Annotated in this window: 16 protein-coding genes and 1 pseudogene; 15 read left to right on the forward strand and 2 right to left on the reverse strand. The window is 66.3% G+C overall.

All coding sequences use genetic code 11. The features are described 5' to 3' along the window. Nucleotides 1–14 precede the first annotated feature (14 nt). The 15 genes and pseudogenes from copC to PMI20_RS16400 all read left to right on the forward strand — a co-directional run bounded on the left by copC (nt 15) and on the right by PMI20_RS16400 (nt 19,372). Nucleotides 15–398 (forward strand): copper homeostasis periplasmic binding protein CopC, encoded by a 384-nt coding sequence (gene copC, locus PMI20_RS16330; RefSeq protein ID WP_007926768.1) that lies wholly within the window; start codon nt 15–17, stop codon nt 396–398. Nucleotides 399–401: 3 nt separating this feature from the next. Beyond that, nucleotides 402–1,316, forward strand: coding sequence for a copper homeostasis membrane protein CopD (copD, locus tag PMI20_RS16335; protein WP_007926769.1), 915 nt, complete (start codon nt 402–404; stop codon nt 1,314–1,316). A gap of 204 nt (nt 1,317–1,520) precedes the next feature. Beyond that, entirely contained in the window at nt 1,521–1,970 is a 450-nt protein-coding gene (locus PMI20_RS16340; protein ID WP_007926770.1) for a DUF411 domain-containing protein, read from the forward strand. Continuing rightward, entirely contained in the window at nt 1,967–2,404 is a 438-nt protein-coding gene (locus tag PMI20_RS16345) for a YqaA family protein (RefSeq protein WP_007926771.1), read from the forward strand. The genes PMI20_RS16340 and PMI20_RS16345 overlap by 4 nt, the downstream gene beginning before the upstream one ends. A 125-nt stretch (nt 2,405–2,529) precedes the next feature. Further along, nucleotides 2,530–3,555 carry an alpha/beta fold hydrolase gene (locus PMI20_RS16350; RefSeq protein WP_007926772.1) on the forward strand — a complete coding sequence of 342 codons (1,026 nt, stop codon included), beginning with the start codon at nt 2,530–2,532 and terminating at the stop codon, nt 3,553–3,555. Nucleotides 3,556–3,576: 21 nt separating this feature from the next. Continuing rightward, nucleotides 3,577–4,530, forward strand: coding sequence for a D-2-hydroxyacid dehydrogenase family protein (locus PMI20_RS16355; protein ID WP_007926773.1), 954 nt, complete (start codon nt 3,577–3,579; stop codon nt 4,528–4,530). A gap of 487 nt (nt 4,531–5,017) precedes the next feature. Further along, a complete protein-coding gene (gene glgA, locus PMI20_RS16360; protein ID WP_007926775.1) occupies nt 5,018–6,586 on the forward strand; it encodes a glycogen synthase GlgA in 1,569 nt (522 codons plus the stop codon). Nucleotides 6,587–6,599: 13 nt separating this feature from the next. Then, entirely contained in the window at nt 6,600–8,396 is a 1,797-nt protein-coding gene (gene treZ / locus PMI20_RS16365) for a malto-oligosyltrehalose trehalohydrolase (protein ID WP_007926777.1), read from the forward strand. Continuing rightward, entirely contained in the window at nt 8,393–10,474 is a 2,082-nt protein-coding gene (malQ, locus tag PMI20_RS16370) for a 4-alpha-glucanotransferase (protein WP_007926779.1), read from the forward strand. Before treZ ends, malQ begins: the two co-directional genes overlap by 4 nt. Next, complete coding sequence (locus PMI20_RS16375; RefSeq protein ID WP_007926782.1) at nt 10,471–13,263, forward strand: malto-oligosyltrehalose synthase; 2,793 nt, start codon at nt 10,471–10,473, stop codon at nt 13,261–13,263. The genes malQ and PMI20_RS16375 overlap by 4 nt, the downstream gene beginning before the upstream one ends. A gap of 21 nt (nt 13,264–13,284) precedes the next feature. Further along, nucleotides 13,285–13,602, forward strand: coding sequence for a DUF2934 domain-containing protein (locus PMI20_RS16380; RefSeq protein ID WP_007926784.1), 318 nt, complete (start codon nt 13,285–13,287; stop codon nt 13,600–13,602). Nucleotides 13,603–13,715: 113 nt separating this feature from the next. Further along, complete coding sequence (glgX, locus tag PMI20_RS16385) at nt 13,716–15,884, forward strand: glycogen debranching protein GlgX (RefSeq protein ID WP_007926786.1); 2,169 nt, start codon at nt 13,716–13,718, stop codon at nt 15,882–15,884. Between the two features lie 292 nt (nt 15,885–16,176). Further along, nucleotides 16,177–16,932, forward strand: a complete 756-nt coding sequence (locus PMI20_RS16390) for a PIG-L deacetylase family protein (RefSeq protein WP_007926788.1) — start codon at nt 16,177–16,179, stop codon at nt 16,930–16,932. Nucleotides 16,933–17,025: 93 nt separating this feature from the next. Next, nucleotides 17,026–17,826, forward strand: a complete 801-nt coding sequence (locus tag PMI20_RS16395) for an endonuclease/exonuclease/phosphatase family protein (RefSeq protein ID WP_007926789.1) — start codon at nt 17,026–17,028, stop codon at nt 17,824–17,826. Between the two features lie 491 nt (nt 17,827–18,317). Continuing rightward, nucleotides 18,318–19,372: pseudogene (locus tag PMI20_RS16400) on the forward strand (autotransporter domain-containing protein). Nucleotides 19,373–19,631: 259 nt separating this feature from the next. Here the strand turns inward: PMI20_RS16400 and glgB are convergent. Both glgB and treS read right to left on the reverse strand, forming a co-directional pair. Next, the gene (gene glgB, locus PMI20_RS16405; protein ID WP_007926791.1) at nt 19,632–21,860 is read right to left on the reverse strand and encodes a 1,4-alpha-glucan branching protein GlgB; all 2,229 of its coding nucleotides are present in this window, start codon (nt 21,858–21,860) and stop codon (nt 19,632–19,634) included. A gap of 42 nt (nt 21,861–21,902) precedes the next feature. After that, nucleotides 21,903–25,235, reverse strand: a complete 3,333-nt coding sequence (treS, locus tag PMI20_RS16410) for a maltose alpha-D-glucosyltransferase (protein ID WP_007926792.1) — start codon at nt 25,233–25,235, stop codon at nt 21,903–21,905. Nucleotides 25,236–25,364 lie beyond the last annotated feature (129 nt).

Below are 25,364 nucleotides of genomic sequence, written 5' to 3' on the forward strand. Positions count from 1 at the left end.
GCCTGGAGCCTTGCATGTCCCACCTCAAGCATCTCGTCATCGCCGCCACTTTCGGTGCCGGCCTGTTACTCACTGGCGTCGCCCAGGCGCACCCCAAGCTGCTGGCCTCGACCCCGGCCGAAGGCGCCAAGGGCGCGGCGCCGGCGAAGATCGAACTGCAATTCTCGGAACCCCTCACCACCCAGTTCTCCGGGGCTCGGCTGCTGATGACCGGCATGCCCGGGATGAGTCACGCACCGATGCCGGTCAAGGCCAGCGTGGCCGGCGGCGGCGATCCGAAAAGCATGATCATCAGCCCCGCCGCCCCGCTCGCGAAGGGCAGCTACAAAGTCGAGTGGCGGGCGGTGTCCGCCGACACCCATCCGATCACCGGCAACCTGACCTTCGAAGTCAACTGAGCCATGGGCGAACTCATCAACCTCGCCCTGCGTTTTGCCCTGTACCTCGATCTGACGCTGCTGTTCGGCCTGGCGCTGTTCAGCCTTTACGGGTTGCGTGGTGCACAGAGCCAATGGCGTTTTCGCCGGCCTCTGGCGACCGCCCTGGTGCTGGGCGCGCTGCTGTCAGGCGCCGCGCTGCTGGAACTGGCGCTGTCGATGAGTGGCGCGACCAGCCTGGCCGAACTGGACCCGGCGCTGCTGTCTGCGCTCATGCTGGAAACCGCTGTCGGCCAAAGCTGGCTGCTACGCCTGGCGGCGTTGCTGCTGGCGGGGGGGCTGCTTCTGTTCAGCGGTGGCTGGCCGAGGTTCACCCTATACGGCCTGATTCTGTGCACAGCGGCAGCCCTGGCCACCCTGGCCTGGGGCGGCCACGGGGCGATGAGCGAAGGCGGCCGGCATTACCTGCACCTGGGCAGCGACATCCTGCATTTACTGGGCGCCGGCGCCTGGTTGGGGGCACTGGCGGCTTTCGCCCTGCTGCTTCGCCGTAGCGCCTGCGAAGACGAACCGCAGGCAGGCCACCTGCTCGATGCCCTGAAGGGGTTTGCCAGCCTGGGCACGCTGATCGTGGTCGTCCTGACCATCAGCGGTGTGCTCAACTACCTGCTGATCGTCGGCCCGGACCTGGCAACGTTGAGCGCCAGCACCTATGGCCTGCTCCTCAGCCTGAAGGTGGCGGTGTTCGCCAGCATGCTGGTGTTCGCCGCATTGAACCGCTTCCATCTGGTTCCGCAGCTGGAGCAGGCGCTGCACCAGGCCTCGCCCCAGGCAGCCCTGCCCGCCTTGCGTCGCAGCATGGTCCTGGAACTGGCGGCGGCCCTGTTGATCCTAGGCCTGGTGGCCATGCTCGGCATCCTGAGCCCGGTTCCCGAATGAACACCTATCGCGGGCACGCTTCTGTAGGAGCGAGGCTTGCCCGCGATGAACGACAACGCGCAGTACCAGACAACCTGAATGGCCAGCGCTCGGTATAACGTTGAAACACAAGCGCTGCGCCGCGCTCGAGAAAAGTAGCAAAATACGCCACCCTGTCGGCCCAACACCGCGCCCCAAGGCGCCCTGATGATCAAGAGACTTCCTATGAACAACACTCTGCGCCTGGCAGCCCTGTCTGCCCTGCTCGTCGGCTCCCTGGCCCAGGCCGCCGACCTGATCCCGATCGATGTGCACCGCGATGCCAACTGCGGTTGCTGCAAGAAATGGATCGAGCACCTGCAAGCCAACGGCTTCAAGGTCAACGACCACGTCGAAAGCAACATGAGCGAAGTCAAGCAGCGCCTGGGCGTGGCCCCGCGCCTGGCGTCGTGCCACACCGCGGTGATCAACGGCAAATTCGTCGAAGGCCATGTACCGGCGGACCAGGTGCTGGCCCTGAGCAAGCGCGATGACCTGCTCGGCGTCGCCGCCCCCGGCATGCCCATGGGCTCTCCCGGCATGGAAATGGACGGCATGCCCGCCGACGCCTACCAGGTTATCGGCCTGACCAAGGACGGCAAGGACGTGGTGGTCGCGGACTACCCGGCCCATTGATCCCCACCGCCTGCCTCGGCCTGTTCCTGGCGGCCTTCGGCGCCGCCACCCTGCTGCCGCTGCAATCCGAGGCCGTGCTGGTGGGGCTGCTGCTCAACGGCCAGCACCCGGTCTGGCTTCTGCTGGCCGTCGCCACCCTCGGCAATGTCCTGGGTTCCCTGGTGAACTGGTGGCTGGGCCAGCGCCTGGAACACTACAAGGACCGCCGCTGGTTCCCCGTCGGCCCACGCCATCTGCAACGGGCCCGCAGCCATTACCAGCGCTACGGCCACTGGTCCCTGCTGCTGAGCTGGCTGCCGATCATCGGCGACCCGCTGACCCTGGTGGCCGGAATCATGGGCGAACCGCTAAAGCGCTTCCTGCTGATCGTCACCCTGGCCAAGGGCGCGCGGTATGGCGTGCTGGCCTGGATGACCCTCGGCTGGGTCGGTTGAGCTGACGGGGTACGCCTCCAGGCTGACCACGAAGGGAACGTTTCGCCCTGGCGATGGCCTCTGCTTATTAATGTCGCGCTAATCACACCGCGCCAGGATCAGCTCATTTCCCTCGGAGGTCATGTATGTCCCTAAGCCCCACCCGCCGGAGCCTCGCCTGCTGGTTACCCGGCCTGTTGCTGACCGCCGCCCTGCCCGCCCTTGCCGCCGAAGGCCCTGCCTACGGTCCCGAGTTGCAAGGCTTCGACTATCCCTACCCGCTGCAGCACTTTGCCTTCGAGTCCCAGGGCCAGGCCTTGCAGATGGGGTATATGGATGTGCCGGCCAAGGGCACGCCCAACGGTCGCAGCGTGCTGCTGATGCACGGCAAGAATTTCTGCGGCGCGACCTGGGACACCTCGATCAAGGCCTTGAGCGACGCCGGCTACCGGGTCATAGCCCCAGACCAGATCGGCTTTTGCACCTCCAGCAAGCCCGAGCACTATCAATACAGCTTCCAGCAACTGGCGCAGAACACCCGGCAACTGCTGGACCGGCTGGGCGTCCGGCAGGTCAGCCTGCTGGGCCATTCCACCGGCGGCATGCTGGCCACCCGTTATGCCCTGCAATACCCCGAGCAGGTGCAGCAACTGGCGCTGGTCAACCCGATCGGCCTGGAAGACTGGAAGGCCCTCGGCGTGCCCTACCGCAGCGTCGATCAGTGGTACGCCCGCGAGCTCAAGCTGTCGGCCGAGGGCATCCGCAACTATGAACGCAGCACCTATTACGGCGGCCGCTGGCAGCCGGAATTCGAGCGCTGGGTGGACATGCTCGCCGGCCTCAACAAGGGCCCGGGGCACACACGGGTGGCGTGGAACTCGGCGCTGATTTACGACATGATCTTCACCCAGCCGGTGTACTACGAGTTCAAGGACCTGAAGATGCCAACCCTGCTGTTGATCGGCACCTCCGACACCACGGCGATCGGCAGCGATATCGCGCCGCCGGCGGTCAAGGCGCGGATCGGCAACTACCAGGTGCTGGGCAAGCAGGTGGCCGGGCTCATCCCGCACTCGACCCTGATCGAGTTCCCGGGCCTGGGCCACGCCCCGCAGATGGAACAACCGGCGCAATTCCACCAGGCCCTGCTGGGCTGGCTGGCGTCACATTGATGCGTTTTCCCCGGAGCCTTCATGAGTGTGCAGATCGCGGTAATCGATGATTGGCAGGACGTTGCCCGTGACGTCGTCGACTGGTCGGTGCTGGCGGGTATCGGCCAGGTCAGTTTTATCCATGACTACCCTAGCGACACCGCCGCCATGAGCGAGCGCCTGGCGCCGTTCGAGGTGATCTGCGTGATGCGCGAGCGCAGCCGTTTCGACGCGGCCCTGCTGCGCAGCCTGCCGCGACTCAAGCTGTTGCTCACCGGCGGCATGCGCAACGCCGCCATCGACCTGGCCGCCGCGGCCAGCCTGGGCATCCAGGTGTGCGGCACCGACAGTTACAAGCACGCGGCGCCGGAGCTGACCTGGGCGCTGATCATGGCCCAGACCCGCAACCTGCTCAGCGAAGCCAGCGCGCTGCGCGCCGGCCTCTGGCAACAGGGGCTGGGCGGCGACCTGCACGGCAAGACCCTGGGCATTCTCGGCCTGGGCAGCATCGGCCAGCGGGTGGCACAGTTCGGCCAGGTGTTCGGCATGCGGGTGATCGCCTGGAGCGAGAACCTCACCGCCGAACGGGCCGCGGCGGCCGGCGTGACCTACGTGAACAAGCAGCAGTTGTTCGAACAGGCCGACGTACTCTCGGTGCATCTGGTGCTCAGCGAACGCAGCCGCGGCCTGGTGGACGCCCAGGCGCTGGCCTGGATGAAACCCTCGGCGCTGCTGGTCAACACCGCCCGCGGGCCGATCGTCGATGAAGCGGCGCTGATCAGCGCCCTCGAACGCGGGCGCCTGGCCGGCGCGGCGCTGGATGTGTTCGAGCAGGAGCCGCTGCCCCTCGATCATCCGCTGCGCCGCCTGCCCAACGTGCTGGCCACGCCCCATGTCGGTTATGTCAGCCAACAGAACTACCGACAGTTCTTCGCCCAGATGATCGAAGACATCCAGGCCTGGGCCGCCGGCCAGCCGATCCGCCAGTTGGGCTGAACCACGCCAGGGCATTGCGCCAGCACTGCCCTGCACCATCATCGAGCGCCAGCACCTTCACCCCGCACCGCTCCCTTGCAGCCCCTCACCGTTTTCGCGCCAAGACGAAAAAGCCTCGCCCCTGGCCGGTGCGCGAGACTGCCTTTCGTCGGCTTTATTCCGGGGCAGCGCAACCTTCGCCCCGAGAAAACCTAATCGTCACGCCCGCGCTCTAACTTCTGTCCTAGACTGGAATTCGAAAAGTGACCGGACAGTCACTCCCAGGGAAATAAAGTCGAAACTTTTGGCTCACGCCTTGGGTCAGGTTAAAGGTAGGGCCTTCGCGACTGGTGCAATCCTTGCAATGGCCCCTTCACCCTCTTTGCGTCGACGCATGAGGCTGCGTTCGGCTTTCGCATGCGCAACGTTTTTTGTGCCCGGCCACCGGATTGGCCTTTTGACACCGCCGGCAGATGCCAGGAACAGATCAATAAAACGGGAGAAACAGATGACCAGTGCCGTATTGCAAACCCAGGGAAAGCATCCTCTGCCGCTGGCCGGTGAAACGGTCTCCACATCGATTCTCGCCCCAGGTGGCAAGACGTCACTGCCCTTGATCCGCCACAACCCCAATCGCAAGAAGGTCCTGTTCGTCACTTCGGAAATCGCCGACCTGGTCAAGACCGGCGGCCTGGGCGACGTGTCGGCCGCCCTGCCCCGCGCCATGGCGCACCTGCACGATGTACGCCTGCTGATCCCTGGCTACCGGCAGGTGATGCACAGCGAAAACCCGATTCATATCATTGGCGAGCTGGGCGGCCACGCGGCCCTGCCGGCCTGCAAGATCGGGCGCATGGACATGCCCGACGGCCTGGTGATCTATGTGCTGATCTGCCCCGAACTCTATGAGCGCGAAGGCACGCCCTACGGCGCCAACAACGGCCGCGACTGGCCGGACAACCATATCCGCTTCGCCCGCCTGGGCCTGGCCGCCGCCGACATCGCCGCCAACCTGGCGCAGATCCACTGGTGCCCGGACCTGGTGCACGCCCATGACTGGCCCGCCGGGCTGGCGCCGGCCTATATGCACTGGCGCGGGCAACGCACGCCGACCCTGTTCACCATCCATAACCTGGCGTACCAGGGCGTGGTCAGCCTGGCTTCCTGCCCGGAGCTGGGCATCCCCGAACATGCCCTGCAACAGGAAGGCATGGAGTTCTACGGCAAGCTGTCGTTCCTCAAGGCGGGCATGGCCTACGCCAGCCACATCACCACCGTCAGCGCCACCTATGCCCAGGAAATCACCACCCCGGCCTTCGGCTGCGGGCTTGACGGTTTCCTCGCCAGCAAGACCCAGCAAGGCCTGCTCAGCGGCATCCCCAACGGCATCGACGAAAGCTGGGACGCCGCCACCGACCCGCACCTGTCCACCCCCTTCGCCATTGGCGACTGGCAAGGCAAGGCCGCCAATGCCGCCCATGTGCGGCAGATGTTCGGCCTCGACCCCAGCAGCGGCCCGCTGTTCGCGGTGGTCTCGCGCCTGGTCTACCAGAAAGGCCTGGACCTTACCGAAGGCGTGGCCGAGTACATCGTCAAGTCCGGCGGCCAGATCGCCATCATCGGCCGCGGCGAGCCGGAGGAAGAACAGGCCATGCGCGCCCTGGCCGCGCGTTTCCCCGGGCGCATCGGGGTGAACATCGGTTTCAACGAAACCGACGCCCGCCGCATGTTCGCCGGCAGCGACTTCCTGCTGATGCCTTCGCGCTACGAGCCCTGCGGCCTGAGCCAGATGTACGCCCAGCGCTTCGGTTCGCTGCCGGTGGCGCGCAATACCGGCGGCCTGGCCGACACCATCGAGAACGGCGTCACCGGTTTTCTGTTCGACGAATCCACCGTGGCCAGCTACGAAGAGGCCCTGGGCCGCGCCTTCAAGGTGTTCGCCTATCCGCAGTTGCTCAACGCCATGCGCTGCCGGGCCATGGCCGCGCCCTTCAACTGGTGCAAGGCGGTGGAACCCTACGCCGAACTCTATGAACAGCTAGTGGCCAAGGCCTTGGGAAAATCGGCCAAACCCTGAGAGGGCACCCTGGATGCCGTCAAGGACTCTGGAAACCTGGCCCCACGGCGCTACTGCGCTCGATACCGAGCGCACCCGCTTTGCCCTCTGGGCGCCGAACGCACAGCACATCAGCGTCGAACTCGAAGACGGCATGTCGCTGCCCATGCAGCCCCAGGCCAACGGCTGGTTCATGGTCATCGGCCAGTGCCCGCCCGGCACCCGCTACCGCTTCAATGTCGATGAGCAGATCCGCGTGCCCGACCCGGCGTCCCGGGCCCAGGACGGCGACATCGACGGCCCCAGCCTGGTGGTCGATCCCCGGGCCTATCGCTGGCGGCACCCGCACTGGCAAGGCCGGCCGTGGCACGAAGCGGTGATCTACGAGCTGCATGTGGGCGTGCTCGGCGGTTACCGCGCAGTGGAAAAACACCTGCCACGCCTGGCCGAGCTGGGCATCACCGCCATCGAGCTGATGCCCCTGGCGGAGTTTCCCGGCGATCGCAATTGGGGCTACGACGGCGTCCTGCCTTATGCGCCGGAAGCCTCCTACGGTTCGCCCGACGACCTCAAGCACCTGATCGACTGCGCCCACGGCCTGGGCTTGGCGGTGATGCTCGATGTGGTCTACAACCACTTCGGCCCCGACGGCAATTACCTGCACCACTACGCCAAGGCCTTCTTCAGGGAAGACCGGCACACGCCCTGGGGCGCGGCCATCGACTTTCGCCGCCAGCCCGTGCGCGACTTCTTTATCGACAATGCCCTGATGTGGCTGCTGGAGTACCGCTTCGACGGCCTGCGCCTGGATGCCGTGCATGCGATCGACGACCCGGACTTCCTGCATGAGCTGGCGCATCGGGTGCGCCGCCGGATCGACCCGGCGCGGCAGGTCTGGCTGACCGTGGAAAACGAATACAACCAGGCCAGCCTGCTGGAGCAGCACTTCGACGCGCAGTGGAACGACGATGGCCACAACGCCCTGCATGTGCTGCTCACCGGGGAGACCGACGCCTACTACGCCGACTTCGCCGAACGCCCCACCGAGAAACTGGCGCGCTGCCTGAGCCAGGGGTTCGTCTATCAGGGCCACGTCACCCGCCACGGTACCCCTCGCGGCGAACCCAGCAGCCATTTGCCGCCCAGCGCCTTCGTGCTGTTTTTGCAGAACCACGACCAGATCGGCAACCGCGCCTTCGGCGAGCGCTTGGTGCGCCTGGCCGAACCACAGGCATTGCAGGCGGCCACGGTGCTGTTGCTGCTGTCGCCGATGATCCCGCTGCTGTTCATGGGCGACGAACTGGCGGCGCCGCAGCCCTTCCTGTTTTTCACCAGCCATCACGGCGAACTGGCGGACGCGGTGCGCGAAGGCCGGCGCGACGAATTCGCCGCCTTCAGCGCCTTCGCCGATCCGCATAAACGCGAGCAGATTCCCGACCCGAACGCGCCGGACACCTTCCTCGCGTCGAGGCCGCAGGCGGACCCGGCCCAGGGCGAGCAAACCCTGGGGCTGTATCGCCAGCTGTTGCAACTGCGCCACGAGCACATCGTGCCCTACCTGCCCGGCGCCGAAGCCCTGGGCGCCGAGGTGCTGGCCGAAGGCGCGCTCTGTGCCCGCTGGCGCCTGGGCAATGGCCAGGAACTGCGCATCGACCTCAACCTGAGCCCGCACAACGTCGAGCAACAGCCGCCAAGCGCGGCGCAGCGCCTGTTCGAATACCCGGCCCAGGCGTTCGAGCGGTTGCACCAAGGCACTCTCGCCCCCTATAGCGCGCTGGTCAGCCTCGGCGCAGTCGCCCCCACGCCAGACCTTGACGGAGAACACCCATGAGCGACGCGCAACTGGAAATCCTCGCCAGCCGGGCCGGCCTGGCCGTCGACTGGATCGACGCCAACGGCCGCCCGCAACGGGTCGAGCCACGGGTGCTGCGCGCCGTGCTGGCCAGCCTTGGCCATCCGGCCGACAACGACCGGCAGATCGAAGCCAGCCTGCGCCAGCTGCTACAGGTGCAGCAGAGCCGGCAACTGCCGCCGCTGCTGACCGCCGACGCCGGCCAGGGCCTGGACCTCGGGCATTACTTCGCGCCGGACACGCCCTGCGAAATCCACCTGGAAGACGGCGGTGTGCTCAACCTCAGGCTGGACGCCAACTCCATGCTGCCGGGCCTGGTGCCGGTGGGTTATCAGGAGGTGAGCATCGCCGGCCAGCACTTCACCCTGGCCGTGGCGCCCGAGCGCTGCTACAGCGTCGCCGACGCCGTGGACCAGGCCACGCCCCGTGCCTGGGGCCTGAGCGTGCAGCTGTATTCGCTGCGCCGCGCAGGCGATGGCGGTTATGGTGATACCCAAGCGCTCGAAGACTTGGTCCGGGTCGCCGGCGAACGGGGCGCCGAGGCCGTGGCCATCAGCCCGCTGCATGCCATGTTCAGCAGCGACACCGGCCGCTACAGCCCCTATTCACCGTCCAGCCGGTTGTTTCTCAACAACCTGTACGCCGCGCCCGGGACCATTCTCGGCGAGCGGGCCTGGCGCAGCGCGATCGATGCCAGCGGCCTCGGGCCGCAACTGCAACAGCTGGAACAACAGCCGATGGTCGACTGGCCGGTGGCGGCCCACGCCCGGCAGAAAGTCCTGCGCGCGCTTTATGACGGCTTCTGCCAGGGCGAGCATCCGCTGCACCAGGACTTCGCCAGCTTCCGCCACGCCAGTGGCGAGGCCCTGGAAAACCACTGCCGCTTCGAAGCCATCCAGGCCCAGCGCGCGGCCCGCGGCGAAAGCCTCGACTGGCGCGAATGGCCCGACGCCTGGCGCACCCCACGCAGCCCGGCGCTGGCGCAGTTCGCCGAGGAGCACGCCGCCGATATCGGCTTTTATGCCTTCTGCCAATGGCTGATCGCCCGTTGCCTGGAGCGGGTGCAGGCCACCGCCCGCAGCAGCGGCATGGGCATCGGCCTGATCGCCGACCTGGCGGTGGGCGCCGACGGCGGCGGCAGCCAGGCCTGGAGCCGCCAGGACGAACTGCTGGCGGCGCTGACCGTCGGCGCGCCGCCGGACATTCTCAATCGCCAGGGCCAGGGCTGGGGCATTTCCGCCTTTTCCCCGGAGGGCCTGGTGCGCAATGGCTTCCACGCTTTCATCGAAATGCTCCGGGCCAACTTCGCCCATGCCGGCGGCCTGCGCATCGACCATGTGATGGGGTTGCAGCGGCTATGGGTGATCCCCCTCGGCGCCCCGCCCTGCGACGGCGCCTACCTGTATTACCCGGTGGACGACCTGCTGCGACTGCTGACCCTGGAATCGCACCGGCACCAGGCGATCGTCCTCGGCGAGGACCTCGGCACGGTGCCCGACGGCCTGCGGGAAAAACTCAGCGCGCGGGCCATGCTCGGCATGCGCGTGCTGCTGTTCGAGCAGGAGCACGGCACGCATTTCCGGCCGATCCTCGATTGGCCGGACAACGCCCTGGCCACCACCAGCACCCACGACCTGCCGACCCTCAACGGCTGGTGGCAGGGCCGCGACATCGACTGGAGCGCGCGCCTGGGCCTGGTGGACGCAAGCGGCGAAACCCATTGGCGCGAACATCGCCAGCGCGAACGCGAGGGCCTGCGCCACGCCCTGAGTCGCGACCCGCAGAATTTTCGTGAAGACACCCACGAAGCCGATCAGGTGGTGGACGCCAGCGTGCGCTTCCTCGGCCATACCCGCGCGCCGCTGGTGCTGCTGCCTCTGGAGGACGCCCTGGGCATCGACGAACAGGCCAACCTGCCCGGCACCCTCGACAGCCATCCCAACTGGCGTCGGCGCCTGGCCGGCAGCAGCGCGGCCTTGCTCGACGACCCGGACGCCGCACGCCGCCTGGAGCTGCTGGCCTGCGCCCGGCAACAGGCCCACGAGCGCGACCGATGAAGGATTCCACGCACCACAGCCCGCCCGTGCGGGCCACCCTGCGCCTGCAGTTTCATCGCGGCTTCACTCTCGACGACGCGGTGCCGCTGGTGCCCTACTTCGCCCGCCTGGGCATCAGCCACCTGTACGCCTCGCCGCTGCTGTGCGCCCGCGCCGGCTCGATGCATGGCTACGACGTGGTCGACCCGACCCGGGTCAACCCCGAACTGGGTGGCGAGGCCGCCCTGGAGCGCCTGGTCCGCAGCCTGCGCCAGCACGACATGGGCCTGCTGCTGGATATCGTCTCCAACCACATGGCGGTCGGCGGCGCGGACAATCCCTGGTGGCAGGACCTGCTGCGCTGGGGCCGCCTGAGCCCCTACGGCGAATTCTTCGATATCCAGTGGCACTCCCCCGACCCCTTGCTGGAAGGCCAGTTGCTGCTGCCGTTCCTCGGCAGCGACTACGGCGTGGCCCTGCAGGAAGGCGCGCTGAGGCTGTGCTTCGATGCCGAACGGGGCGAGTTTCATGTCGAGCATTACCAGCATCATTTCCCGATCTGCCCCAGCGACTATGGCGAACTGCTGCGGCTCCAGGGCGAGATGGACGCCGAACCGGCCGAGCGTCTCAAGCCATTGGCCGATGCCTTCAGCACCCTGCGCTACCAGTCCGACGCCCACACTCAGGCCGAGCCTCTGCAACAGCAGCTGCAGGACGCCGCCCGTGACCCGCAGGTCCGCGCGGCCATCGAGCAGCACCTGGCGCGCTACGATTCGCGCCAGCCGCAGGGCTTCTCCCGCCTGCACGCCCTGCTGGAGCAGCAGAGCTACCGCCTGGCCAGCTGGCGCACCGCGGCGGACGACATCAACTGGCGGCGTTTCTTCGACGTCAACGAGCTGGGTGGGCTACGGGTCGAGCGCCCGGCGGTGTTCGAGGCCACCCACGGCAAAATCTTCCAGTTGATCGCCGCCGGCCTGGTGGACGGGCTGCGCATCGACCATATCGACGGCCTGGCCGATCCCCGCGGCTACTGCCGCAAACTGCGGCGCCGGGTCGACGCCCTGCGTCCCGGCCAGCACTTGCCGATCTATGTCGAGAAGATCCTCGGCGCTGGCGAAACCCTGCGCCGCGACTGGGGCATGGACGGCAGCACCGGCTATGAGTTCATGAACCAGCTGTCGCTGCTGCAACACGACCCGCAAGGCGCCGCCCCCCTGGCCGAACTCTGGAGCCGGCACAGCGAACGGCCGGCGGCCTTTCTCGAAGAGGCCCGGCTGGCGCGCCAGCAATTGCTCAACGGCTCGCTGGCCAGCGATTTCGAAAGCGTGGCCCAGGCCCTGCTGCAAGTGGCGCGCAACGACGTGATGAGCCGCGACTTGACCCTCGGCGCCATTCGCCGTGCCTTGCAGGAACTGATCGTGCACTTCCCGGTGTACCGCACCTACATCGGTGCCTGCGGGCGCTCGGCGACAGATGAGGGGTTTTTCCAGCAGGCCCTGCAAGGCGCCCGTGACACCCTGGGCGAAACCGACTGGCCAGTGCTGGCCTACCTGCAACAGTGGCTCGGCGGCCGCGGCTGGCGCCAGCTGCCGCCGGGGCGCCCGCGCAAGGTGCTCAAGCATGCCTGCGTGCGCTTCCAGCAACTGACCTCGCCGGCGGCGGCCAAGGCGGTGGAAGACACCGCGCTCTATCGCTCGGCGGTGCTGCTGTCGCGCAACGATGTGGGTTTCTCCACCGAACAGTTCTGCGCCCCGGTGGAAGATTTCCACGCCGCCTGCCGCGAGCGCCTGGAGGCTTTCCCCGACAACCTGCTGGCCAGTGCCACCCACGACCACAAGCGCGGCGAAGATACCCGCGCGCGCCTGGCGGTGCTCAGCGAACTCGGCCCCTGGTACGTCGAACAGGTGGAACACTGGCGCGGCCTGGCCCAGGCCCTGCGCAGCGATCCCCAGGCGCCCGGCGCCGGCGACGAGCTGATCCTCTATCAGGCCCTGCTCGGCAGCTGGCCGCTGGAACTGCACAGCGACGACCGCCAGGGCCTGCGCGACTATGCCCAGCGCCTCTGGCAATGGCAGGAAAAAGCCCTGCGCGAAGCCAAGCTGCACAGCAGCTGGGCGGCGGCCAACGAGGCCTATGAAAGTGCCGTGCACCACTTCATCGAGCGCCTGTTGCTCAGCCCCGAGGGCCTGCCGTTGCGCAGCGCCATAGGCGCGGCCGTCCAGGTCATCGCGCCCGCTGGCGCCCTCAACGGCCTGGCTCAATCCTTGCTGCGCATGACCGTGCCCGGCGTGCCGGACCTGTATCAGGGCAACGAGTTCTGGGACTTCAGCCTGGTGGACCCGGACAACCGTCGCCCGGTGGATTTCGCCGCCCGACAGCAGGCTCTGGACCCTTGCGGCGAAACCATGGAACTGTTGGCCCACTGGCGTGACGGGCGTATCAAGCAGGCCCTGATCGCCGCCACGCTGGCGCGCCGGGGCGAGTACCCGCAGCTGTTTCGCCGGGGCACTTACCAGCCGCTGCCGGTACAGGGCCGACACGCCGGCAAGGTGCTGGCCTTCATGCGCGAACACCAGGGCCAGCGCGCCGTGGTGATCGTGCCCAGGCTGGTCGCCGGGCTGCTGGAAAGCGGCGCGCAACCGCGGGTCAACGCGCCGGATTGGGGCGATACGCGTGTGCATCTGCCATTCGCCGCGCCAGGACAAAACCTGAAGGGACTTTTTTCCACGGGGGCAGTCACACCCCACAAGGATCTGATGATCAGCAGCGCATTGCGGGATTTCCCGGTCAACCTTTTCATCCAAACTTGAGTTCAGTTCAGGAGCATTGCGATGAGTACCGACGACAAACGCATTCGTGAGTTCGCCTATCAAATCTGGGAATCGGAAGGCCGGCCCGACGGCCAGGAACACCGGCATTGGGAAATGGCCCGCAAGCTGGCCGAAGCCGAGGCCCTGGCCCCGAGCAAGCCGCCCAGGGCGACCCGCGCCGCCAGCGCCAAACCCGGCAAGCCCGCGGCAAAGCCCAAGGCCGTCGCCAAACCCGCGGCGGCCCCCCTGGTGCCTCCCGGAGAAAAAGGATTGCCGCCCGGGAGCAAAAGCAGCGCGGCGAAAAAGCCGCGGGCCCCGCGCAAGCCAGCGACCAGCTGACGCCTCTGCCGCGAGGCGTTCGCGCCACCCTCCACTGCCGACCTAGCCCATGTGCGTGGCGCGCCCGAGCGCCACAGGGAGCCCATTCGCCCATCTGATTCGCAGGAGCACCCATGACCACCGCCAAAACAGCCGCCACGCCGAAAACCCCGCAAGCCACCGAGCCCTCGCGCATCCGCGAAGGCCTGCCCTTCCCGCTCGGCGCGACCTGGGACGGCCTGGGGGTCAACTTCGCCCTGTTCTCGGCCAATGCCACCCAGGTCGAGTTGTGCCTGTTCGATGCCACGGGCGAAGTCGAGCTGGAACGCATCGAACTGCCGGAATACACCGACGAGATCTTCCACGGCTACCTGCCCGACGCCCACCCCGGGCTGATCTACGGTTATCGGGTGCATGGCCCCTACGACCCGGCCAACGGTCATCGCTTCAACCCCAACAAGCTGCTGATCGACCCGTATGCCAAGCAGCTGGTGGGCCAGCTGAAATGGTCCGAAGCGCTGTTCGGCTACACCATCGGGCACCCCGACGCCGACCTCAGTTTCGACGAGCGCGACAGCGCGCCCTTCGTGCCCAAATGCAAAGTGATCGACCCGGCCCACACCTGGGGCCACGATCATCGCGTCAGCGTGCCCTGGGACAAAACGATCATTTATGAGACTCACGTGCGTGGCTTCACCATGCGTCACCCCTCGGTGCCGGAGGCGGTGCGTGGCACCTTCGCCGGGCTGATGGTCGACGATGTGCTGGAGCACATCCGCAAGCTCGGGGTGTCGTCGGTGGAGCTGTTGCCGATCCATGCCTTCGTCAACGACCAGCACCTGCTGCACAAGGGCATGACCAATTACTGGGGCTACAACAGCATCGCCTTCTTCGCCCCCGACCCGCGCTACCTGGCCAGCGGCAAGATCGCCGAATTCAAGGAAATGGTCGCGCACCTGCACGAAGCCGCGCTCGAAGTGATACTCGACGTGGTCTACAACCACACCGCCGAGGGCAACGAGCAAGGCCCGACCCTGTCCATGCGCGGCATCGACAACGCCTCCTACTACCGCCTGATGCCCGACGACAAACGCTTCTATATCAACGATTCCGGGACCGGCAACACCCTCGACCTGAGCCATCCCTGCGTGCTGCAGATGGTCACCGACTCGCTGCGCTACTGGGCCACGGAAATGCACGTGGACGGTTTTCGCTTCGACCTGGCGACCATTCTCGGGCGTTACCACGATGGCTTCGACGAGCGCCACAGCTTCCTCGTGGCCTGCCGCCAGGACCCGGTGCTGCGCCAGGTAAAGCTGATCGCCGAGCCGTGGGACATCGGCCCCGGCGGTTATCAGGTGGGCGGTTTCCCGCCGGGCTGGGTGGAGTGGAACGACAAGTTCCGCGACACCGTGCGCGCCTTCTGGAAAGGCGACGACGGCCAGCTCGCCGACTTCGCCGCGCGCATGACCGCCTCCGGCGAGATGTTCAACCAGCGCGGCCGGCGGCCTTATACCTCTGTCAATTTCGTGACTGCCCACGACGGCTTCACCCTGCATGACCTGGTGTCGTACAACGACAAGCACAACGAAGCCAACGACGAAGACAACCAGGACGGCAGCAACCACAACCTGTCGTGGAACCACGGCGTCGAAGGCCCCACCGACGACCCGCAGATCAATGCGCTGCGCCTGCGCCAGATGCGCAATTTCTTCGCCACCCTGCTGCTGGCCCAGGGCACGCCGATGCTGGTTGCCGGCGACGAGTTCGCCCGCACCCAGCACGGCAACAACAACGCTTATTGCCAGGACAGCGAAATCGGCTGGGTCAACTGGGACCTGGACGAGGACGGCAAGTCGCTGCTGAAGTTCGTCAGGCGCCTGGTCAAGCTGCGCATGACCTACCCGATCCTGCGCCGCGGACGCTTCCTGGTGGGCAACTACAACGAGGATATCGGGGTCAAGGACGTCACCTGGCTCGCCCCGGACGCCAGCGAGATGACCATCGAACAATGGCAGGACAGCCACGGCCGCTGCCTGGGCATGCTGCTCGACGGCCGCGCCCAGGAAACAGGGATACGCCGCCCCGGCGCCGACGCGACCCTGCTGCTGGTGGTCAACGCCCATCACGACATCGTCAACTTCAGCCTGCCCCAAGTGCCCGACGGCGGCTTCTGGACCTGCATGATCGACACCAACCAGCCCTCGGTGAAAGGCCAGGAACGCTTCGAGTTCGGCCACCGGTACTCGGTGACCGGGCGCTCGCTGCTGCTGTTCGAACTGCAGCACGAGGATGACGATTGAGCAGGTCATTGGCCATTTGCCGGATTGAATGGCGGGCAGTGGCCAGCCCATCAGACACATGTACGATGGTGCCGGATATCCATTCCCCGCTATCTTGAACTGCTGAGCGTCGCCATCGGAAAAAATCGCTGCCCCCTGCGACGGTGGCCAACGGCTGTGTATGATTGAACGCTCTTGCAAGACGGCAATCCAAGGTATGGAGCGCCGGCACCCGGACCGATACCGGGTGCGAACCCAAGCGGCCCGGTCCGTCACCGCGCGCCGACTGCCCCGGAACAAGGATGTGACACCCATGAGATCCATACCCCTGAGCGACAACTGGCCGGAGCAGGTCTGGAACGGCGCCCGCCAACTGCTCGACGTCCCCTCCATCAACCTTGCCAGCCTGGTGCCGCCCGGATTTCGCGCGGTGGTCATTGCCCCGCACCCCGGTGACGAGGTGCTGACCTGCGGCGGCCTGCTGCAGGTACTGGCCCACCATGGCCATCCGCTGCAACTGATTTCCATCACCGACGGCAGCGCCAGCCACCCCGGCTCCGACCTGTGGTCGGAGCGGCGCCTGAGCGTGTTCCGTCCCCAGGAAAGTGTCGAGGCCCTGCGCCGCCTGGGTTTGCCCCTGCACAGCCTGCAGTGGATTCGCGGCGGTTTTGCCGACAGTGGGCTGCAGGAACGCGAGCATCAGTTGAGCCAGTTCATTGGCCGTTACCTGCGCCCCGATGACGTGGTGTTCAGCACCTGGCGCGAAGACGGCAACGACGATCACGACGCCGTCGGCCGGGCCAGCGCCAAGGCCGCGGCCCAGGCTGGCGTGGCGTTCCACGAAGTGCCGGTGTGGGCCTGGCACTGGCCGGCGCGCGATGAACAGCTGCTGCCCTGGCACCGCGCCCGCAAGTTGCGCCTCGACACCTGGACCGTGGCCCGCAAGCGCCATGCGGCGCATGCCTATGCCAGCCAGTTGCAGGGCGATCCGGGCATCGGCCTGGCCCCGACCCTGACGCCGGTGGTGCTGGAGCGGCTGCGCCAGTCCTACGAAATCTTTTTCATGTAGGGCTGCCCCGATGCGGGCAGACCGGGGGCAAACCTGAACTGACCGGCAAAGTGTCAGTCGCATGAGTAACCGCCCTGATTACGAGGAGTGAGCGTGAGCACCGATTCAACCAGGCGTCCGGTCACGTCGGCAGCGCCAGACGAAACCCCGGCGATCCATCGCCTGCGCATCCTGACCGTCAACACCCACAAGGGCTTCACCGCCCTGAACCGCCGTTTCATTCTCCCGGAGCTGCGTGACGCGGTCCGCAGCACCCAGGCCGACCTGGTGTTTCTCCAGGAAGTGCTGGGCGAGCACGACCGCCACGCCAGCCGCTACGGCAACTGGCCTCAGCAGTCGCAATACGAGTTTCTCGCCGACAGCATGTGGAGCGACTTCGCCTACGGGCGCAACGCGGTCTATCCCGATGGCCATCACGGCAACGCCCTGCTGTCGAAATACCCGATCCGCCAGTATCGCAACCTCGATGTCTCGATCACCGGCCCGGAGCGCCGCGGGCTGTTGCATTGCGTGCTGGATGTACCGGGGCATGCCGAAGTGCACGCGATCTGCGTGCACCTGAGCCTGCTGGAAAGCCATCGCCAGCTGCAACTGGCGCTGTTGTGCCAGTTGCTCAAGTCGCTGCCGGACGATGCGCCGGTGATCATCGCCGGCGACTTCAACGACTGGCAGTTGCATGGCAATGCCACCCTCGCCCGCCGCGACGACCTGCACGAAGCCTTCGAACGCCACCATGGCAGGCCGGCCAAGACCTACCCGGCGCGCTGGCCACTGCTGCGCCTGGACCGCATCTACCTGCGCAACGCCAGCAGCCACGCACCGAAGATCCTCGGGCACAAGCCCTGGACTCACCTGTCGGATCACCTGCCGCTGGCGGTGGAAGTGCACCTCTGATGCCTTCGCCCAGGCATCGAGGATCATCGGTCTGGCGGCCCACCAGGCCACTCTCGCCTCTCCGGCAACCGCGGTCGCCGGCCTGATCGACGAAGCGGCCAGCGCGCTGGCCAAGGCCTGACGCGGCCCTTGGCCCAGGAAAGTCACCGACTCGCCCGCAAAGGGCGAGTCGGTAGTGGGCTACCGAAAATCGCTTTCCCCCACCTTTCTTGACGTTTTTTCGTACAAACAAGAACTTAGAGAATGGCTTTTTTTCAGTCGGTTACAGCGCCTGAATTACCTACGCCATTGGTCGGTCATTTTCTTGACGATCGCGGAGTCGTCTCCTTAGCTACAGCTTACTACCCCCGGAAATACAATCAGGGGCAAGCCTCGGATACCTGCTCTAGAGCGGGTCGCCGAGCCTTGCCTCAACGAACTCGGTCGCCCCTCATTCGGGGTAGGAGAGACGCCACGGCGAGACACGGCATGCGATTGCAAGGTAGCCCTCCATGAAAACTTCACTCACCCCACAAGAGATCAAGATCATTCTGTGCACAGTTTCCGCTTCGGTATTGCTGTGTTCTTCCATGGAGGTACAAGCGTCCCCTGCCGAGGACGAGGCGCAGCTCTGGTATCACCAGGACCTGCTCCTGAACCGCCTGTTGACACCCGCGACATCCGCGACGCCCATGCCGGCCAGCCAGCCCCAGGGCAACAGCCTGGGTATCGTGCAAGGCAGCCCGCAGGTCTGGGACCCGCTGTACGGGCCCGCGGCGCGGCAGACCGAAGTCGGCTACCTCGGTTCGCGTTTTGCCAGCAGCATCAACGACACGCCCGGCGGCCCGGTGCTCTACACCCTGGAAAGCAGCAGCGGGCATACCCAGCGCATCGGCCTGCTGGGCGGCCAGAGCCAGTTCCAGGCCAACGGTCAGGGCGTGCCCGGCGGTTTCAGCGACCCGCGTAACGACCGTTTCAGTGTCCAGGGTCAAAGTCTTGGCGCGTTCTGGAGCCTGACCGGTCCGCAGGGCTGGCACGTCGATCTGTCGGCCAGCGGCGCCCGGGTCAGCGGCTTCAGCCGCACCGAGCAAGGCCAGCGACAAGCCGCCGAAGGCAGCGCGGTGACCCTGTCGGTGCAAGGCGGGATTCCCATCGGCATCAGCGACAACTGGGTGGTCGAACCCCAGGCGCAATTGATCAACCAGCGCGTCAGCCTGGACAACCCGAATGCCGACAGCAGCACCCGCTCCGCCGGTAACCTCAACGCCTGGAGCGGCCGCGTCGGGGCCCACTTGCAAGGCCGTTACGACGTCGCCGGGCACTCGGTGGAACCCTATGTGCGCACCAGCTTGTGGCACACGGTGTACAGCGGCGACACCCTGACCCTGGACAAGGTCGACAAGATCAGCAGCAGCCGCAAGTCCTCCACGGTCGAAGTCGGCCTGGGCCTGGTGGCCAGGCTCACCCCGCCGTCAGCCTGTACGTGAGCGCCGACTACAGCAGCGACGTGGACGACAACGACCTCAACGGACTGATCGGCAGCCTGGGTGTGCGGATGCGCTGGTAAAAACCTGTAGCCGCCGCAGGCTGCGATCGGCGGCGCAGCCGAGGCAAAGGGAGCATCGGCCATACGCGTCGTCCGGGTTGCGGGCTCTGCGAGCCCGATCGCAGCCTGCGGCAGCGGCTACAGGGGATTGGGTTTTCAGGGACAGCTTGAGGGTGTCTGGGCAGATGTCATCGCGAGCAAGCTCGCTCCTACAGGGAACGCGCAACCTCTGTAGGAGCGAGCTTGCTCGCGATCCGCTGCGCGCAGCGGCCAGTCGACATCACGCTTCGGGTTGCAGGATCAGCACCGCCAGCGGCGGCAGGTTCAACGCCAGCGACAACGCCTGGCCGTGGCTCGTCACGTCCTCGGTGAACACCCCGCCGCCATTGCCATAGTTGGACCCGGCGTAGGTATCGGAGTCGCTGTTGAACAACTCGCCCCAGCGCCCGGCAAAGGGCACGCCGATCCGGTAGGCCTGGCGCGGCACCGGGGTGAAGTTGGCCACCACCAGCAGCGGCTTGCCGTCCTTGCTCCAGCGCAGCCAGGCGTAGACGCTGTTGATCGCGTCGTCGCCGATCAGCCACTGGAAGCCCTGGGGCGCGTCGTCCTGGTCGTGCAGCGCCGGATGCTCGCGGTACAGCCGGTTGAGATCGCCCACCAGCTTCTGCACGCCGCGGTGCTCGGGGTATTGCAGCAGGTACCAGTCCAGTTGCTGATCGTGATTCCATTCGCGCCACTGGCCGAACTCGCAGCCCATGAACAGCAGCTTCTTGCCCGGGTGGGTCCACATGAAACTCAGGTAGGCCCGCAGGTTGGCGAACTTCTGCCAGCGGTCGCCGGGCATCTTGTCGATCAGCGAGCGTTTGCCGTGCACCACTTCGTCGTGGGAGATCGGCAGGATGAAGCGCTCGGACCAGGCATACACCAGGCCGAAGCTCAGTTCGTTGTGGTGATGGGCGCGGTACACCGGGGCCTGCTGGATGTAATGCAGCGAGTCGTGCATCCAGCCCATGTTCCATTTGTAGGCAAAGCCCAGGCCGCCTTGCTGGGTGCCCTGGCTGACGCCCGGCCAGGCCGTGGACTCCTCGGCGATCACCAGGGCGCCCGGCGCCTCGAGGGACACCACGTCATTCAGGTGACGCAAAAAGTCGATGGCTTCGAGGTTCTCGCGTCCGCCATGGCGATTGGGCACCCACTCCCCGGCGTTGCGCGAATAGTCGCGGTAGAGCATCGAGGCCACGGCATCCACCCGCAGACCGTCGACATGGAAATGCTTGAGCCAGTGCAGCGCCGACGCCAGCATGAAACCGTGGACCTCGGTGCGCCCCAGGTTGTAGATCAGGGTGTCCCAGTCCTGGTGGAAACCTTCCAGCGGGTTGCCGTATTCGTACAGCGCGGTGCCGTCGAATTGCGCCAGGCCATGGGCGTCGGTGGGAAAGTGCGCCGGCACCCAGTCGAGAATCACCCCGATGCCCGCCAGGTGGCAGGCGTTGACGAACGCCGCGAAGTCGTCGGTGCTGCCATAGCGGGCGCTGGGGGCGAACTGCGACAGCGGCTGATAGCCCCAGGAACCGCCGAAGGGATGCTCCATGATCGGCATCAGCTCGATATGGGTGAACCCCAGGTTCTGCACATAGGGGATCAGGCGTTCGGCCAGTTCGTGCCAGTCGTACTGGCGCGCCACCTCGCCCAGATCGTCCACCTCGCATTGCCAGGAGCCGGCATGCAGTTCGTAGATCGACAAGGGCGCGTCTGTGCGCTGGCGTTCGCCGCGGGCCTGCATCCAGTCGAGGTCCTGCCAGTCGATGCTCAGCGGGCTGGCGACTTTCGAGGCGGTATCCGGCGGCAACTGGGTGGCCAGCGCCACCGGGTCGGACTTCAGCGGCAGGATGCCGTGGGCGCCGAGGATTTCATATTTGTAGGCTTCGCCCGGGCCCAGGCGCGGCACGAACAGCTCCCAGACCCCGGACGGATGACGCAGGCGCATCGGGTGCCGCCGTCCGTCCCAGACGTTGAAGTCGCCGACCACCGAGACCCGCCGGGCATTCGGCGCCCAGACCGCGAAACGCACGCCGTCGACGCCCTCCACGGTTTTCAGCTGCGCGCCGAGGCAGGCGCTGAGGTCACGGTGGTTGCCCTCGGCGAACAGGTACAGGTCCATCTCCCCCAGCAACGGGCCGAAGCTGTAAGGGTCTTCGCCAATATGCTCGCCACCGGCCCATTGCGTGCGCAGCAGATAGGGCTGGGCCTGGGCAAAGTGCCCGACGAACAACCCCGGCACCTCGGTGCCCTCCAGGCTGCCCAGCACTGTCACGCCATCGCGAGCCAGCACCTGCACACTCAGGGCGCCCGGCAGGAAGGCACGGATGAATTGGCCGCCGGCGCCGTCGCCATGGGGGCCGAGCACGGCAAAGGGGTCCTGGTGCTCGGCACGCACCAGTGCCTCGACATCCCGCGCGGCGGGCATTGCCTGTTTGACCTGACCCTGTTCCTTGTTCGAGAAACTCATGACTGCTCTCCAGCACTTTTTGTATCGGAAAAGGGTTTCACATCACTCAACCTTCATATCACTTAGCAGCACATGCAGCCCCCGCAGCGGCACCGCGAGCCAGGCCGGACGGTTTTCCGCTTCATACGCCACTTCGTAGGCTGCTTTCTCCAGGCTGAACAAGGCCAGCGCGGCGTCCTCGCCATTCTTTTCCTGCCAGGCATGAGCAAGACTAGCTGCCGCCAGCCGGTACGCCTGGACAAACGACTCGCGGGCTTCGCGCAGATAACGCTCGGTGACCCGCTGCCGGGCCGCCAGGGCGTGGGCCGAGGCGTCGAGGCCCTGGCCGCCGAGGGCCAGCGCCGCGGCATAGTCGAAGGAGCGCAGCACCCCACTGACGTCCTTGTACGGACTGTGCTTGCCCCGGCGCTCGTCCAGCGGCCGGGCCGGTTCGCCCTCGAAATCGATCAGGTACGCGTCGCCCTTGATCACCAGCACCTGGCCCAGGTGCAGGTCGCCGTGGACGCGCATGCGCAGGCCGCCGACCGCCTGTTTCGCCAGGCCCTGGATATGCGCCAGGATCGCTGTCTTGTGTTGGCTCCACGACGCCACGCGCTGTCGATCCTCGGCCGTCAGCTCAGCCTGATGCTGCTTGAGCAAGTGCAAGGCCCGTTCCAGTTGCGCGCCAATCTGCCTGGCCCAGGCCTGGGCGTCCTTGTCGGTACTCGGCCGCGCGCGGAAGGCCGGGTTGGCGGTCGGCGCCGCGAGGACCTGGTGCATTTCCCCCAGGCGCTGGCCGAGCATGCCGGCAAAGTCGCGCAACTCGCCCAGGGCGTTGTAGTGCTGGTCCTGCTCGGACATGGCGTCGGCCAGTTCATCGCGGATCGCCCGCTCCAGGTTGTTCTGGGTCCACTCCCAGGCATCGCCCTGATTGCTCAGGTAACCCTGGGCGATCATCAGCAGGCTGTCCTCGCCCTGCCCGTCGCGGCGGATCACCGAACCGAGCAAGGGTGAAATGTGCTGGAAGCCGGCGGCGGTCAGGTAGGCGCTCATCTCCAGTTCCGGGTGCACGCCGCTGGCCACCTTGCGGATCAGCTTGAGCACCAGGCTGGTGCCGATCACCACCGAGCTGTTGGATTGCTCGGCGGACAGGTAGCGCACTTCGGATTCCGCGCCCAGGCCGAGCCCGGCCAGTTGCTCCGTGGCCTCGAAGCGGATCTCGCCATCGCCACAGGGCAGCACGGTGTGCGCCTGGATCGCCTGCAGGACATTGTGCACAAAACTTTCCAGGGCAAAGGCGTCGGTGATCAGCCCCACCTGGCGGCCACGGCGCACCCGCGCCAGGGCCAGTTGCTGCGGCAGCGCGGCGCCGATCTGCTCTTCGCCGAGCAAGCCGAACGGCAGCTGGTAGCGCCCGCTCTGGCCGCCGCCGCTGACCTCCAGCTCGCTGAGCAACACCGGATGCTGCGGATCGCCGAAGCGCACGCCATAGGCGATGTGCACCTGCTCGATGGCGCTGTCCTTGCCGGAGAACCAGCGGCGCTTGGGCAGCCAGGTCGGCAGCGAACTCTGCTCCAGGGTGGTGCGCGACGGCGCTTCGAGCAATTCCTCGAGGCGTTTTTTCAGCACCAGGGTGGTGAAGTCCGGCATGCTCTGGGCCGGCTCCACATGCCAGCTCGGCATCTGGTTTTCCGCCGCCAGGACAAACCAGTAGAAACCGTAGGGCGCCAGGGTCAGGAGGAAATTCAGCTGGCCGATCGGCGGGAAGGCATTCCCGCCGAGCATCTCCACCGGCACCATGCCGGCGAACGCCGACAGGTCCAGTTCCGCCGCCTGGGCGCTGCGCGACACGTTGGCCACGCAGAGGATGATTTCGTGCTTGCCGTCAGGCCCGGTGTATTCGCGGGTGTAGGCCAGGATCCGGCGGTTGCTCGGCGACAGCATCTTCAGGCTGCCGCGGCCGAAGGCCTTGGACTGTTTGCGGATCGCCAGCATGCGCCGGGTCCAGTTGAGCAGCGAATGGGGGTCGCCGGCCTGGGTCTCGACATTCACCGACTGGTAGCCGTACAGCGGGTCCATGATCGGCGGCAAGACCAGGCTCGCCGGGTCGGCCCGGGAGAAGCCGCCGTTGCGGTCGATGGACCATTGCATCGGCGTACGCACACCATCGCGGTCGCCCAGGTAGATGTTGTCGCCCATGCCGATCTCGTCGCCGTAATACAGGGTCGGCGTGCCGGGCATCGACAGCAGCAGGCTGTTGAGCAGCTCGACCCGGCGCCGGTCGCGCTCCATCAGCGGTGCCAGGCGCCGGCGAATGCCCAGGTTGATCCGCGCGCGGCGGTCGGCGGCGTAGTAGTTCCACAGGTAGTCGCGCTCGCGGTCGGTGACCATCTCCAGGGTCAGCTCATCGTGGTTGCGCAGGAAGATCGCCCATTGGCAGTTGGCGGGAATCTCCGGGGTCTGGCGCAGGATGTCGGTGATCGGGAAGCGGTCTTCCTGGGCCAGCGCCATGTACATGCGCGGCATCAATGGGAAGTGGAAGGCCATGTGGCATTCATCGCCGTCGTCGCCCTTCACGTCGCCCTTCTTTGTTTGACCGAAGTACAACTGGGTGTCTTCCGGCCACTGGTTGGCTTCGGCCAGCAGCATGCGGTCCGGGTAGTTGGCGTCGATCTCGGCGCGGATCTGCTTGAGCACGTCGTGGGTCTCGGGCAGGTTCTCGTTGTTAGTGCCGTCACGTTCGATCAGGTAAGGAATGGCGTCCAGGCGCAGGCCGTCGATGCCCATGTCCAGCCAGTAGCGCATCACCGACAGCACCGCCTTCATCACCTGCGGGTTGTCGAAATTGAGGTCCGGCTGGTGGGAATAGAAGCGGTGCCAGAAGTACTGGCCGGCCACCGGGTCCCAGGTCCAGTTGGATTTCTCGGTGTCGAGAAAGATGATCCGCGTGCCGTCGTACTTCTGATCGTCATCGGACCACACATAAAAATCCCGCGCCTTGGAGCCGGCCTTGGCCTTGCGCGCCCGCTGGAACCAGGGGTGCTGGTCCGAGGTGTGGTTGATGACCAGCTCGGTGATCACCCGCAGCCCGCGCTGGTGGGCCTCGGCGATAAAGCGCCGGGCGTCGGCCAGGGTCCCGTAGTCGGGGCTGACGCCGCGGTATTCGGCGATGTCGTAACCGTCGTCGCGGCGCGGCGAGGGGTAGAACGGCAGCAGCCAGATGGTGTTCACCCCCAGGTCGGCGATGTAGTCGAGCTTGGCGATCAACCCGGGAAAATCGCCGATCCCGTCGTTGTTGGAGTCGAAATAGGATTTGACGTGAACCTGATAGATCACCGCGTCCTTATACCAGAGCGGGTCCTTGATGAAGGTGGCTGACCTGGTTTTCTTCGCCATGGGTAACTCCTGAACATTCATGGGTCCGTGCCGCGCAGATATAGCGCTGCACCTGTAGCCGCTGCCGAGCTCCGCGAGGCTGCGACAAGATCCGCAGGACCTTCGACGGCCTCAAGAGCGCGCCCCGTT

Origin of the sequence: Pseudomonas sp. GM17 (assembly GCF_000282175.2) — a bacterium.
GTDB lineage: Bacteria > Pseudomonadota > Gammaproteobacteria > Pseudomonadales > Pseudomonadaceae > Aquipseudomonas > Aquipseudomonas chlororaphis.

What these genes read in the sequence shown, in the direction of transcription:
- PMI20_RS16375 (WP_007926782.1), top strand. Translation starts at nt 10,471, where the DNA reads ATGAAGGATTCCACGCACCACAGCCCGCCCGTGCGGGCCACCCTGCGC.
- copC (WP_007926768.1), top strand. Translation starts at nt 15, where the DNA reads ATGTCCCACCTCAAGCATCTCGTCATCGCCGCCACTTTCGGTGCCGGC.
- malQ (WP_007926779.1), top strand. Translation starts at nt 8,393, where the DNA reads ATGAGCGACGCGCAACTGGAAATCCTCGCCAGCCGGGCCGGCCTGGCC.
- glgX (WP_007926786.1), top strand. Translation starts at nt 13,716, where the DNA reads ATGACCACCGCCAAAACAGCCGCCACGCCGAAAACCCCGCAAGCCACC.
- copD (WP_007926769.1), top strand. Translation starts at nt 402, where the DNA reads ATGGGCGAACTCATCAACCTCGCCCTGCGTTTTGCCCTGTACCTCGAT.
- glgA (WP_007926775.1), top strand. Translation starts at nt 5,018, where the DNA reads ATGACCAGTGCCGTATTGCAAACCCAGGGAAAGCATCCTCTGCCGCTG.
- glgB (WP_007926791.1), bottom strand. Translation starts at nt 21,860, where the DNA reads ATGAGTTTCTCGAACAAGGAACAGGGTCAGGTCAAACAGGCAATGCCC.
- PMI20_RS16350 (WP_007926772.1), top strand. Translation starts at nt 2,530, where the DNA reads ATGTCCCTAAGCCCCACCCGCCGGAGCCTCGCCTGCTGGTTACCCGGC.
- PMI20_RS16355 (WP_007926773.1), top strand. Translation starts at nt 3,577, where the DNA reads ATGAGTGTGCAGATCGCGGTAATCGATGATTGGCAGGACGTTGCCCGT.
- PMI20_RS16380 (WP_007926784.1), top strand. Translation starts at nt 13,285, where the DNA reads ATGAGTACCGACGACAAACGCATTCGTGAGTTCGCCTATCAAATCTGG.
- PMI20_RS16390 (WP_007926788.1), top strand. Translation starts at nt 16,177, where the DNA reads ATGAGATCCATACCCCTGAGCGACAACTGGCCGGAGCAGGTCTGGAAC.
- PMI20_RS16340 (WP_007926770.1), top strand. Translation starts at nt 1,521, where the DNA reads ATGAACAACACTCTGCGCCTGGCAGCCCTGTCTGCCCTGCTCGTCGGC.
- treS (WP_007926792.1), bottom strand. Translation starts at nt 25,235, where the DNA reads ATGGCGAAGAAAACCAGGTCAGCCACCTTCATCAAGGACCCGCTCTGG.
- treZ (WP_007926777.1), top strand. Translation starts at nt 6,600, where the DNA reads ATGCCGTCAAGGACTCTGGAAACCTGGCCCCACGGCGCTACTGCGCTC.